The 12,359-nt window shown below is 41.0% G+C and carries 12 protein-coding genes; 5 read left to right on the top strand and 7 right to left on the bottom strand.

Annotation, left to right across the window (positions count from 1 at the left end):
* Positions 1–14: 14 nt before the first annotated feature.
* From H6G74_RS15650 to H6G74_RS15630, 5 genes are all read right to left on the bottom strand, one after another.
* Positions 15–1,928, bottom strand: a complete 1,914-nt coding sequence (locus H6G74_RS15650) for an ATP-binding protein (RefSeq protein WP_190968548.1) — start codon at positions 1,926–1,928, stop codon at positions 15–17.
* A gap of 145 nt (positions 1,929–2,073) precedes the next feature.
* Positions 2,074–2,925 (bottom strand): isopentenyl phosphate kinase, encoded by an 852-nt coding sequence (locus H6G74_RS15645; RefSeq protein ID WP_199341015.1) that lies wholly within the window; start codon positions 2,923–2,925, stop codon positions 2,074–2,076.
* 191 nt (positions 2,926–3,116) lie between these two features.
* Positions 3,117–3,377 (bottom strand): hypothetical protein, encoded by a 261-nt coding sequence (locus H6G74_RS15640; protein WP_190968547.1) that lies wholly within the window; start codon positions 3,375–3,377, stop codon positions 3,117–3,119.
* Between the two features lie 578 nt (positions 3,378–3,955).
* Positions 3,956–5,062 (bottom strand): phospho-N-acetylmuramoyl-pentapeptide-transferase, encoded by a 1,107-nt coding sequence (mraY, locus tag H6G74_RS15635; RefSeq protein ID WP_190968546.1) that lies wholly within the window; start codon positions 5,060–5,062, stop codon positions 3,956–3,958.
* 76 nt (positions 5,063–5,138) lie between these two features.
* Positions 5,139–5,381 carry a DUF3134 domain-containing protein gene (locus tag H6G74_RS15630; RefSeq protein ID WP_190593603.1) on the bottom strand — a complete coding sequence of 81 codons (243 nt, stop codon included), beginning with the start codon at positions 5,379–5,381 and terminating at the stop codon, positions 5,139–5,141.
* 252 nt (positions 5,382–5,633) lie between these two features.
* On the opposite strand from H6G74_RS15630, the gene H6G74_RS15625 reads away from it, so the two are divergent.
* The 4 genes from H6G74_RS15625 to H6G74_RS15610 all read left to right on the top strand — a co-directional run bounded on the left by H6G74_RS15625 (position 5,634) and on the right by H6G74_RS15610 (position 8,872).
* Complete coding sequence (locus H6G74_RS15625) at positions 5,634–6,218, top strand: PAP/fibrillin family protein (protein WP_190968545.1); 585 nt, start codon at positions 5,634–5,636, stop codon at positions 6,216–6,218.
* Between the two features lie 346 nt (positions 6,219–6,564).
* The gene (locus H6G74_RS15620; RefSeq protein ID WP_062286960.1) at positions 6,565–6,774 is read left to right on the top strand and encodes a photosystem I reaction center subunit IV; all 210 of its coding nucleotides are present in this window, start codon (positions 6,565–6,567) and stop codon (positions 6,772–6,774) included.
* A 281-nt stretch (positions 6,775–7,055) separates the two neighbouring features.
* The gene (locus H6G74_RS15615) at positions 7,056–7,892 is read left to right on the top strand and encodes a DNA-formamidopyrimidine glycosylase (protein WP_190968544.1); all 837 of its coding nucleotides are present in this window, start codon (positions 7,056–7,058) and stop codon (positions 7,890–7,892) included.
* Positions 7,893–8,125: 233 nt separating this feature from the next.
* Positions 8,126–8,872 carry a Uma2 family endonuclease gene (locus tag H6G74_RS15610; RefSeq protein ID WP_190968543.1) on the top strand — a complete coding sequence of 249 codons (747 nt, stop codon included), beginning with the start codon at positions 8,126–8,128 and terminating at the stop codon, positions 8,870–8,872.
* Positions 8,873–8,958: 86 nt separating this feature from the next.
* On the opposite strand, the gene H6G74_RS15605 is transcribed toward H6G74_RS15610, so the two are convergent.
* Complete coding sequence (locus tag H6G74_RS15605) at positions 8,959–10,398, bottom strand: RtcB family protein (RefSeq protein WP_190968542.1); 1,440 nt, start codon at positions 10,396–10,398, stop codon at positions 8,959–8,961.
* A gap of 243 nt (positions 10,399–10,641) precedes the next feature.
* Positions 10,642–11,055, bottom strand: a complete 414-nt coding sequence (locus H6G74_RS15600; RefSeq protein WP_190968541.1) for a universal stress protein — start codon at positions 11,053–11,055, stop codon at positions 10,642–10,644.
* A gap of 88 nt (positions 11,056–11,143) precedes the next feature.
* Between H6G74_RS15600 and H6G74_RS15595 the strand changes: the two genes are divergently transcribed.
* Positions 11,144–12,346: a phosphoglycerate kinase gene (locus H6G74_RS15595; protein WP_190968540.1), complete on the top strand. Its 1,203-nt coding sequence runs from the start codon at positions 11,144–11,146 to the stop codon at positions 12,344–12,346.
* Positions 12,347–12,359 lie beyond the last annotated feature (13 nt).

Raw genomic sequence — 12,359 nt, 5'->3', positions numbered from 1 at the left:
TACCTGCCTGTAATTCACAATGGACTTTCTTCTAGAGGTTGATTTCCCAATTGCTGCTGTTTTAAAGGAATCACAATTATAAATTCTGTACCTTTACCAGGAGATGAAATACACTCCAAGGTTCCATGATGATTTTCTGTAATAATTTGATAACTAATTGACATTCCCATTCCTGTACCTTTACCAATGGGTTTTGTCGTAAAAAATGGGTCAAAAATCCGTTTTTGAATATTTTCTGGTATACCCAAACCATTATCATCAATTTTAATAGCAATCTGAGCTTCATTCACGACTGCGGTATCAATCCGAATTCTACTAGGAGAAGCTTGCATTTCCTGTAGTGTGCGTTGTGCGTCTCGTTCTTCTAGAGCATCAATGGCATTAGTCAAAATATTCATAAATACTTGATTAAGTTGACCAGCATAGCACTCAACTAAAGGTAATTTACCATAATCTTTAATAACTTTAATACCAGGATAATTGGGTTTAGCCTTGAGACGATTTTCTAAAATTAATAATGTACTATCAATACCTTCGTGCAGATTCACTGCTTTATATTCAGCTTCATCAAGGCGGGAAAAGTTGCGGAGAGATAGCACAATTTGGCGAATGCGATCGGCTCCTATTTTCAGAGAAGATAATAGCTTGGGTAAATCTGACATTAAAAATTCTAAGTCTATAGCATCAATTTCTTCTCGAATCACATCCACTGGATAAGGATAGTTTTCTTGATAGAGATTAACCAGCTTGAATAAATCATGAACATAATTAATAGCAGGATTAATATTGCCATAAATAAAGTTAACCGGATTATTAATTTCGTGAGCTACACCCGCTACTAATTGTCCCAAAGAAGACATTTTTTCACTTTGAATGATTTGGGATTGAGTCCGTTTTAATTCTTTGAGTGTTTGCTCTAGTTGTTGCGTTTGCTGTCTGAGTGCTGCTTCGGCAATTTTGCGATCGCGTGATTCAATCACCAGCCGCACAAAGTCAGTAATTGAGCCAATAAAGCTTTCTTCTTCTAATGTCCACTGGCGCGGGGTGATCAAATGCTCACAACAAACTACACCAATTACTTCCCCTCTCGACCAAATCCGCGCATCCAGCATCGAAGTAATTCCTAATGGAGTTGTATAAGTTGCAGAAAATTCAGCAGTACGAGTATCAGTATGCACATCATTAACTGCAATTATTTGTTCTTCTTTGAGGGCTTGAAAATATTTCGGGAAGTCACATACAGATAATTCCAAGCCGTGACTGTGGCAATTATATTCCTGTTCATATAAATCCACACATTGAATTTCCGAACGGTTTTCTGTGTATAACCAAACACTAACACGCCCAACCTCAAGACCTAAACTAGCTACTTCAGTTACATATTGAATCGCAATTTGAAAATCATCATGTTGTAATTTTTCGCTCTGCACAAGCTGCTGAAGCGCATTACTATGTCTGCGAAAGCGTTTCTCAGTTTGTTGGCGTTCATAAATTTCTTGTTCTAACTTATTGATTGTCTGAAGTAGCAAAGTAGTTTCAATTTGATCTTGGGGAACAAGTAGCCGAATTGAACCTACTAAAAATGAATTACCAGCTTCGTCAGATAATAAGCTTTTTTTAGTAGATATGATTTGGGTTTTACCTTGGTAATCTGTGATTAATTCTTCATTTTCATCAGTCACACCTGTGGTAAAAACCAGTTCATCTCTCGCCCAAAAAACATCGGCTTGGGTTTTGCAGAAAACATCATAGTCAGATTTACCAATTAGTGCTGTTCGCTCATATCCAATAAACTGACAAAACGCATCATTAACGAACACCCAATTGTGTTGTCTGTCCTTCACAAAAATGGGATCAGTAATGCTGTTCAGAACACTCCACAGCAAAGCCTGAGAAGATTGTTGCGGTACAAAGTGGAAAAACGCCATCTTGCTGAATCCTGCAAGTTACTGGCTCTCTTTTCGGCAGATCACCCCAAATTAAGAATGATTCACACAAAAAATTGCCAAAGTTTTTCCTTAGTATGCCCAATATATATTAAAATGCAATACCTCTTCTGCAAATATCTTGCACCTAATTAAATAGCTCTCCCTTATTTCCCTTGTCTCCCTTGTCCCTATATTCACCAGAGCGAATCACTGTTCCCACAGTCGCCTGTCCAAGCACAGCCTTGACTAAATTTCCAGGAATATTGCCATCAATTATCCAACAATCAATTCCCCAATCAGAAATAGCCAAAAATTCTTCTACCTTCTGAATCATTCCACCAGTGACATCTATTGACTCACTCTTGCCAATAGCAGCTTTAATTTGAGCATAATTGGCTGGTGTAATCTCAGGTATTACCTGCCCATTTTGATCATACACACCAGGATAATTCCCAACATTGATGAGTTTGATTTGGTAGTTACCTTGGCTATGAAAATATTTGGCTAACTCTACTAATAAACTATCAGTAGAAAGAATAGTACCACCAATTACTTGATCTAATACAACATCACCGAAGACCGACGGTATGAAGCCAGCTTTTAAACTGTTTTCAATTACCGAAAAATCTGTTTTCACTAGCTTTTTATTCTGAGTAACTACCATCGTGAGAGGTGGTAAGCTTACTACTGGCAAACCTGCTTGTAAAAAACAATTGGCTAGTAATCTATTTAAATCTAAAACATCTTGATGAACTAGACAAAACCCTAGTTTATCAGCATCACAGAAGACACCATTGATAGTATTATATTTATGTGCTGATTGATGCCCAAAAGAACCAGCGCCATTGCCAATAATCATTTTCAAACTAGGATTCTGCTGCTTGACTAAACTAATTTCCGTAACTAGTTTTTGCATAGTTTCTAGTCGAGCCGTGTATGGTTGGTTCTTGTCAGTAATTAAAGAGCCTCCTAGTTTGACTAATACTAGCTCTATCATGAAATCTCAAGATGTAGTAATCACTAGCAAAAAGCTTACCACAATGAATTTTAAATTATCGAGTATTAACTGTCTTAAAAAACAACTAATAAGCAACAGTTATCTTGCTGTTGCTTATTTATTATGAAAATATTTGTGCAGAATTCATAAGTTAAAAATTAGAATTCTGACATATATATATTGGTTATTTATCAATCATAGAAATTATCTACTCTGATATCCCGTAAGATTTCCGAAACCTGCCATCCTGAATTGGCGATGGATAAAACTACCGGGTTATCCCGCACCGGAATATAGTTAGGCTCTCTAGTTTCTACTAAATTGACTACTGGTTTTTCCTCAACGGTAGCTTCTTGGCTCTCAAAATCATCTATTGAAAGATTTTCTTCTTCTATCTGTTTTATCTTTTTCAGGATTAATTTTTCGGATTTTTTGATGAGTCGTATATCCATGATGATTTGTTAAGCCTTCAAGTGTGACAAAGAAATAATCAGCAGAAAGTAGATTCTGAGAGAGTTCAAGAACTTCTTCCAGAATCTTGCGCGAAATCCGCAAAAAAGTTTTATGAACTTGGGTGTTGAAAAAATTGCCTAAGAAAATCTAGGATACATCAAAATTGATTTAAAATCCGTAGACTCAACAGAAAACTTTTTGAAATCGTAGATGCAAACTTCAAGCCACTGTAAATACTATCTATCCAGGACAATCAGGTTTATCTAATCAACTCGCTAGATTTTTTCTATGTTTGTAGGAAACTCTCTACTGCTGAGATGAGCTATGTGGCAAGAAAAATCTATCATGATTGGACAGTTACAGATTTTCTCAATGCTTGAGTACGATCGCATTTTAGAATGAAGGAAGCGATCGCTACATAATTGCAGATATAATTTTCAAACTGTGGGAGTGCGTCTGCTAAACATGAAGAAGGACACAATCAAGCAGATAAAATTTATTAATTAGTAGGATTTCTATAAAAAAAGAACCCTCAAAACTTCGAGGATTCTTTTTTTAAATCAGTTTTTTAAAGAATTTAGAAAGGTGCGATCGCTAAACAAACTACAGATAACATGGCAGCTACTACATAAAATACAGCCACAACTTGTAATTCTGACCAGCCACCCAACTCTAAATGATGATGTAAAGGAGCCATCCTAAACAATCTTTTGCCTTTACCATCTGGGCCTTTTGTCGCTTTGTAATAAGCCACCTGTGCCATCACAGACAAGGTTTCAACAAAGAAGATACCACTGAGAATAAATAATGCTACCAAGCTGTTGGTTAACAGTGCCACCGCAGCTAACGCACCACCTAACGCCAGAGAACCAGTATCACCCATAAATACGCGGGCTGGGTTGCGGTTATGTGCCAAAAAACCTAAGCAACTACCACTTAAAGCTGCACAAAAAACCATCAACGGTAGGGAAGTTGGGGCGACTACAGCACCTAAAGCCAAAAGTGCGATCGCCACAGTTCCACCTGCTAAACCATCAATCCCATCAGTTAAATTAGTTGCATTACTCTCTGCCACCAGCACAAACCCTGCCAACGGCCAAAACAGGAAACCTAAAGGCAGTGCAAAGCTCACCCAAGGCAAAGCAATATTTGTAATATTAGAAGGTTGATTAAACATTAACCATATACAAAACAGCACTGCAAACCCAATTTGCAAAGCTAATTTCATTTTGGGAGAAATCCCTTTGTTGGATTTGCGGCGGAGAATTTGCCAGTCATCAATCCAACCAATAAAGCCATAGCTCAGAGTTAATGCGGAGACAGCAACAACTTCTGTGGCAAAATTAGACATTATACAGGCAACGATCGCCGCTACCGGGATGAAGAATATCCCGCCCATTGTTGGTGTGCCTGCTTTTTTGAGATGGGCTTGTGGGCCATCTTCGCGGATAATTTGTCCAGTTTTGAGTGCTTGTAGCAGGGGTACTACCACATAACCCACAGCAGCCGAAATCACTGCACACAACAACAAAGGCATCGTGAGTGATGTGTTTTGCCAAGGCAATCTACTGCCCATCAAATCACAAATTACTGCCGCTAAACCCAGCCCGGTGGCTAAGGCAGAAGCGAGACCGATACCAGAAAAAATGTTTAATCCTTGGTTAGGAGACAATTTAGCGTCCACAGGATGTTCCCTTCACTCCACACTACAAAATTTAATTACAGGGACGACAGCTATCACCAAGTCCCTAGCCTGCTGGCTAATCTTCATCAATAGCTATATCGTCATCATCATCATCAAGATAGTCACCAATGCCATCTTCTCCACCGAGAAAATCTGAGATTTCTTCGTTTTCTTCTTCGGAAAAATCAGGTTCATGCACATCACGCGCTATTAAACGACCATGAGATTGCAGCCAATCTAAGAGGGAGGATTCTTGTTTTAATGGAATTACGGCTGCGCGTTGGTTGCGGGGTTCTTCACGTAAGGGAGAATTCAACATATCGACGAAGAAACAAAATGTTAATGTAACTAGACATTAAGCAGTCTATCACTTGAAACGTAATAATTTAGTTATTTATTGATTCAAGTCTTGCCTGCTGAAATCCGTAAGTTAGCAAAAATATTTTATTTAATAGTGGTAGTACAGATAGGAATAAATTCTTAAAACTTTTGAGAGCTTGATACATAGGGCAACAATAATTCGACTTAAGGTGGATGAATTTTAGACATTTTTGATTTGGGGTAATAAACAATGATGGGCAAGACGGCTTTAATCAATGCGATCGCACCAACCAATCGTGGTTTACTGGCTACTGAGCCACAAAAACAAGCTATCTTAGCTGCGATCGCTAATTTAGAAGACTTTAACCCAACACCACGCCCAGTAGAAGCAAGTAACTTGCTCAATGGCAATTGGCAATTACTTTATACCACTAGTAAGGCGCTTTTAAACTTAGATCGTTTACCTTTTTGTAAACTTGGTCAAATTTATCAGTGTATTCGGGTAGAAACTACCAGTGTTTACAACATCGCTGAAATTTACGGCTTACCTTATCTTGAAGGATTAGTCAGCGTAGCAGCTAAATTTGAGCCAGTTTCCGGTCGTCGCGTCCAAGTAAAATTTAATCGTTCTATTGTAGGTTTGCAACGTTTAATTGGCTACACTTCACCAGAGAATTTTATTCACCAAATTGAATCAGGTAAAAAGTTTTCGGGAATAGATGTCCCAATTAACAGCGAAAACCAACAAGGCTGGTTAGACATCACTTATATAGATGATGATCTCCGCATTGGCAGGGGTAACGAGGGTAGCGTATTTGTTTTAACTCGAACATAAAGTTTTTCTTTTGTGTGTTTTGGCGAACGAGAACGAAGTTATTTCATCATGTGCGCTTTGTCAAGGAGGGTCTGACCCCCATTCTAAGTATGAATATTTTGCTTAGAACCTAGCGTGAGGAAGATATCAGGCAGGAGAGAACAAAGTATGAAGTGTGAAGTCTAAAGTATAAAATTTTATCCTTTAGCCTTCTGCCTCCTGCCTCCTGCCTCCTGCCTTCTGTTTCCTGCCCCATGACAAATCAGATAAATAACTTAACAAACCCTCTAGCAACGACCTTCAGGTTGTAGAGTGAAATCAAATAGCCCTATATATCGGCAATTGATAACTAAAAGGGAAGATAATCATGGTTCAACGTGGTTCTAAAGTACGTATTCTCCGCCCAGAATCCTACTGGTTCCAAGATGTCGGCACCGTGGCTTCTATCGATCAAAGCGGCATTAAATACCCAGTAATCGTCCGTTTTGATAAGGTAAATTACTCTGGTATCAACACCAATAACTTTGCCTTAGATGAACTAATCGAAGTAGCACCTCCGGCTAAAGCTAAAAAATAAGTAGCAAAGCTCAAAGGGGATTCTTTAATGGGATGATGAAGGGAAGCTTTAAGTATGTAGAATGAAGCCTAAAGTTTCAGTTCTTTCATGCTTCCTCTCAGCCTACTCTAAGTCAGAGAAACTGCCCTGCGGGTATTTACGGTTTCTATTCGAGAGAATAGCTATTTACCCTTAAGTGCGTACAGTACTTCCTCTCATCTGTCCCAACCAGAATAGGCAAGGGATTATGTCCCTGATCCTTTTCGATGATCCCTAGATAATTTGCTTACTTATCAGTTCCAATGCCTGAACTGCCTGAAGTTGAAACAGTCCGCCGGGGTCTTAATCAATTGACCCTAAATCAAAACATTACGGGTGGAGATGTGTTGCTCAATCGCACCATCGCCTACCCGTTTTCTGTTGATGAGTTTATTCAAGGAATCCAAGGTCGTGCCATCATAGCTTGGCATCGTCGGGGGAAATATCTTCTCGCTGAATTATCTCCTGGTGCTGGCTACCTTGGGGTACATCTGCGGATGACTGGTCAATTATTATGGCTGCACCGTGATGAACCACTGCACAAACACACAAGAGTCAGACTATTTTTTGGGGATCAACAGGAATTGCGCTTTGTTGACCAACGCACCTTCGGTCAAATGTGGTGGGTTCCCTCAAAAATGCAGGTCGAAAGTGTCATAACTGGTTTAGCCAAATTAGCAGCCGACCCATTTGCACCAGAATTCACCGTTGAGTATCTGGCTGCTAAACTCAAAAACCGCCGCCGTCCGATTAAAACCGCGTTATTAGATCAATCGGTTGTTGCCGGATTAGGTAACATCTACGCCGATGAAGCATTATTTAAATGTGGCGTGTTACCAGAAACCTTGTGTACAGATTTGCAACCCCAGCAAATTGAACAGTTACGCAAAGTCATCATTGAAGTTTTAGAAACTAGTATTGCGGCTGGCGGTACAACCTTTAGTAACTTCCTCAACGTCAAGGGGATCAACGGTAACTATGGTGGTGTCGCCTGGGTTTACAACCGCGCGGGGGAACCTTGCCGAGTTTGTCACAACGTGATTCAGCGAATTCGATTAGCTGGCCGTTCTAGTCATTTTTGTCCCCAGTGTCAAAGCTAGTTTTATAGGACTTACGTACAAAGGTTTTCTGTGGAGATTGGGTGTAAGAGCATAGGGTTTAAGGGTTTTAGATACACCCCTACGGGGAAGTCAAAATTCCAAAGTCAGAGAATTTTTGACTTTTAACTTGATGTTGTCCCTTAACCTCTCCCCAAACCCTTGATTTGTCATCTCACTGCGTAAGTCCGATTAATATAAAAATACCCGCAACCATTACTCATCGGTGAAAAGCTATGTCAGACACCACTCTAGCTGCACCAGATATTCAAATTCCGCCTACCCAAGCAGAACTTCCCTATGATGATGGTGTACTAATAGAAAGCGCCCGCCATAAAGCCCAAATTGATTTACTCATAGATGCTTTAATTCCTTGGTTGGAACAACGGGATGATGGGTTTGTGGGCGGAAATATGTTTGTTTATTACAGTCTGGCACAGGTACGAAACAAAGATTTTAAAGGGCCGGACTTTTTTGTTGTGTTGGGAGTTCCAAAGGGTGAACGTCGCAGTTGGGTAGTTTGGGAAGAAGGGAAAGCCCCAGATTTAGTAATTGAGTTACTTTCTGACAGTACAGCGATAGCTGACAAAAATGAGAAAAAACTGATTTATCAAAATCAAATGCGTGTCCCGGAATATTTTTGGTACGACCCTTTTAACCCCGATGATTTAGCTGGCTTTTCTAACGAAAAAGGTGTTTATCAACCCATCGAAACCAACGCTCAAAACCAGTTAGTGAGCCAATTTTTAGGTTTAGCCTTGCAATTGTGGCAAGGCAATTATAAAGGTATTGATGCTATTTGGTTACGCTGGGCAAGTTTGGCTGGAGAATTATTACCCACTCCTGAAGAAAAAGAACGTCAACGAGCCGAGAAGGCAGAATCTCAGCTATTACAAACTGCACGTAACTTACTTGAGACTGGGATGACAGTAGAACAAGTAGCTAAGTTAACAGGTTTGAGTGTAGCTGAAATAGAAAGATAAAACTTTGCTTGATGAACTCGATGTGCAACTTATTTTTATAACCTCTTCCCGAAGTGGAAAGAGGCTATAGAATTAGGTGATCGCACTTACGCTTTAAATGTCAACACCGGACTTAATCTGGCTACGACATCTACCATTTGCGCTTCTACCTGTACATCAATCACCGACTGAATTGGCTTATAAGCTGCTGGTGCTTCTTCAATTCGCCGTTCTGCACGCAAGGTAATACAGTCTACTCCGGTTAAGCCCAGTTCTGACTCAGTTTGAGATGCACCTTGGCGACTCAAGTCAAATCGACTCCGAATTCTGCCAGCGCCATGCGAAGCTGAATTACAAAAAGCTGCATTGCCTTTGCCCACCATCAGATAAGAGTCAGCCCCCATTGAACCGGGAATAATCACAGGTTGTCCTGAATGGGCGGGACAAGCACCTTTGCGTGTTACCCATCCTTGACCTTCAGCTAAGGTGATATTGTGGGGTAAGTCGTAAACTAAAGGTGCTTCCACATCACCATAAACTTCTCGCAACCGCAGACGTAGCAGTTCTGCTAATAACAGGCGATTGATAAAGCCATAATTAGCAGCCGTCGCTTCAGCTTGGAGATAACTAGCAACTAGTTCTGGGTGAGAATGCACTGACAAAGGAAAAATCTGGGATTCTGGATACTTCAAACCTTTCGGCCAAGTTGCTTTCGTTCGGTCTCGCCACATTCCCCCAATGTACTTACCGACATTACGTGAACCAGAGTGAATCATAAAGGCTAATTGTCCTTCTCTGATTCCCCAAGCATAAGCCAGGGAGCGATTTTCGATTTTTTTAACTTGTTGTACTTCAACAAAATGGTTGCCAGAACCAATCGTTGCCAGTCCTCCATCCCTTACCAGTCCAGTATCAGGAATTAATTCTTCTGGTGCTAACTTCCAGTCGCCCTCCATTGCACCACTTAAAAATATAGATTCGCTTTCCTGGGAAATTTGCTCCAAGTCTGATTTGACAAAACTACCCGTCGGCTGATCAAACATGGCATCTAACCAACCAAGAACACCATACTGAAATAATGCTTTCATGGTGTGGGCGGTCATGGTGACATCTCTTGTACCAAAGAAATAATCCCCCTTCATCCGTTCTACAAAGGAGTCCCGTTGAGCAAGAAATTTGTCAATGGTCAAATCGGCAACGTGTAACCGCATTCCACAGTTAATGTCAGAACCGACAGCAGCAGGGATAACTTGACCAACAGTTTCAACTACAGAACCAATGGCAATACCCGCATCACCAGGATGAAAATCAGGTGTGGCACAGGCACGACAAACGCATCCGCCATTGGGGTGACGCACATTTGCTAAATTAGCTAGTTGCTTCAGTGCTTTAGCTTCAATGGGAAAGCCTTCTGGTAATAAGACTTCAGCTACTGGTGCATCAGGAGAATTAATTAAACGAACAGAATAAACACCATTAAAATAATTGACATCCAAACCTTGTCGTGCTAAAGCACGCAGGAGACGTTGAAGATTTTTGGGCTGCATGAAAACTCCATGAGAGTCTGAAAAAGACCCTGGTTTTAAATTGATTGCAGAGACATGGGTTCAGCAGCCGCGCGTCTCAAGTATTTTTAGGGGTTATTTTCCCAGGACTATGGGGAAAACAACGGGATAATTGTTAATATTTTGCCTACTTATTTTGGTAACACAGATTTTTGTGGTCTGGCAAGGGGGATATGTGAGGCGATCGCACTTTGATATGATGGTCATCGCAGCGATCGCACTCAACTAAGGCACAATCAACACTGGACAAGGAGAAAGATTAATTACTCTTGTTGTCACACTATCAGTTGCACCTTCATCCGTTAAGCCCAGTCCCCGACAGCCCATAATAATTAAATCCGCACCGATTTCATCAGCCACATCACAAATAGTAAACGCTGGTTTTCCCTGTCTTTCTAAAATTTCAGACTGAATACCTTGCTGTGAAAACAAAGCTTGGGCATTTTCTAGCAGTTTAGCAACTACCTCTGGCGACACCATCGGATCAGGACTTGGCACTGGTGCTTCTGTGGCGGTTTCCTCAACCACAGATAGCAAAACCAAGCGGCTACCGTACTTCTGCACAACATTAGCCACTACATCAGCAGCTTCGCGTGCTTCCCGACTTTGATCGATTGGAAATAATACTGTCTTAAACATATCTCTCCTCCGCACCCCAGACTCCGGTAAAATCTTGATGGTTATACTTTCAAAACGATAACAAAAAGGCAATCAGGAGGGTTTGGCTGTGTCCAAAAAAAGTTTAGCAAGTTTATCGGCGGCTGATATTTCTGGTAAACGTGCCTTAGTGCGGGTGGACTTTAATGTGCCTGTTGATGATCAAGGTAACATAACCGATGATACTCGTATCCGCGCTGCGCTGCCAACCATCCAAGATTTAACAAGCAAGGGTGCTAAGGTAATTCTGGTCAGCCATTTTGGTCGTCCCAAAGGCGTAGACGACAAACTGCGTTTAACACCAGTAGCCAAGCGTTTATCTGAGTTGTTGGGTCAAGAAGTTGTCAAGACTGATGACTCTATCGGTGATGAAGTCGCTCAAGCAGTTGGCGCTTTGCAAAATGGGCAAGTACTTTTACTAGAAAATGTCCGCTTTTACAAAGAAGAAGAGAAAAACGATCCAGAATTTGCGAAAAAACTAGCCGCGAATGCTGACTTTTATGTAAATGATGCTTTCGGTACTGCACACCGCGCCCATGCTTCTACTGAAGGGGTGACTCAATTCCTGAGTCCTTCTGTGGCTGGATATTTGGTGGAGAAGGAATTGCAATATCTACAAAATGCAATTGAAAATCCTCAACGTCCTTTGGCTGCAATTGTTGGTGGTTCCAAGGTATCTAGCAAAATCGGCGTAATCGAAACTCTCCTAGAAAAGTGCGACAAACTAATCATTGGCGGTGGGATGATTTTCACCTTCTACAAAGCCCGTGGTTTGAATGTTGGTAAGTCTTTGGTGGAAGAAGACAAGCTAGAACTAGCAAAATCTTTGGAAGCCAAGGCGAAAGAAAAAGGCGTTACTTTCTTGCTACCTACAGATATTGTATCGGCTGATAAATTTGCGCCCGATGCCAATGCAACCACCGTCAGCATTGACAATATCCCTGCTGATGGTATGGGCTTGGATATTGGCCCTGACTCTGTGAAAGTCTTCCAAGAAGCTTTGGCTGATTGCAAGACTGTGATTTGGAACGGGCCTATGGGTGTGTTTGAGTTTGATAAATTTGCTGTCGGTACAGAAGCGATCGCACGTACTCTTGCAGACATTAGCAAAACAGGTACAACTACCATTATCGGTGGTGGTGACTCTGTTGCGGCTGTGGAAAAAGTTGGTTTGGCTGATCAAATGAGCCATATCTCTACCGGTGGCGGCGCAAGCTTAGAACTACTCGAAGGCAAAGTTCTGCCCGGTATTGCGGCTTTAGATGAAGCGTAATTAGAAGATGAAG

It is taken from the genome of Nostoc spongiaeforme FACHB-130 (assembly GCF_014698475.1).
GTDB classification, from domain to species: domain Bacteria; phylum Cyanobacteriota; class Cyanobacteriia; order Cyanobacteriales; family Nostocaceae; genus Nostoc_B; species Nostoc_B spongiaeforme.
The sequence above is the reverse complement of the archived record's forward strand: the minus strand, read 5'-3'. Positions and strand labels throughout refer to the sequence as shown.

What these genes read in the sequence shown, in the direction of transcription:
- H6G74_RS15650 (WP_190968548.1), bottom strand. Translation starts at nt 1,928, where the DNA reads ATGGCGTTTTTCCACTTTGTACCGCAACAATCTTCTCAGGCTTTGCTG.
- H6G74_RS15645 (WP_199341015.1), bottom strand. Translation starts at nt 2,925, where the DNA reads ATGATAGAGCTAGTATTAGTCAAACTAGGAGGCTCTTTAATTACTGAC.
- H6G74_RS15640 (WP_190968547.1), bottom strand. Translation starts at nt 3,377, where the DNA reads ATGGATATACGACTCATCAAAAAATCCGAAAAATTAATCCTGAAAAAG.
- H6G74_RS15630 (WP_190593603.1), bottom strand. Translation starts at nt 5,381, where the DNA reads ATGTTGAATTCTCCCTTACGTGAAGAACCCCGCAACCAACGCGCAGCC.
- H6G74_RS15625 (WP_190968545.1), top strand. Translation starts at nt 5,634, where the DNA reads ATGATGGGCAAGACGGCTTTAATCAATGCGATCGCACCAACCAATCGT.
- H6G74_RS15620 (WP_062286960.1), top strand. Translation starts at nt 6,565, where the DNA reads ATGGTTCAACGTGGTTCTAAAGTACGTATTCTCCGCCCAGAATCCTAC.
- H6G74_RS15615 (WP_190968544.1), top strand. Translation starts at nt 7,056, where the DNA reads ATGCCTGAACTGCCTGAAGTTGAAACAGTCCGCCGGGGTCTTAATCAA.
- H6G74_RS15610 (WP_190968543.1), top strand. Translation starts at nt 8,126, where the DNA reads ATGTCAGACACCACTCTAGCTGCACCAGATATTCAAATTCCGCCTACC.
- H6G74_RS15605 (WP_190968542.1), bottom strand. Translation starts at nt 10,398, where the DNA reads ATGCAGCCCAAAAATCTTCAACGTCTCCTGCGTGCTTTAGCACGACAA.
- H6G74_RS15600 (WP_190968541.1), bottom strand. Translation starts at nt 11,055, where the DNA reads ATGTTTAAGACAGTATTATTTCCAATCGATCAAAGTCGGGAAGCACGC.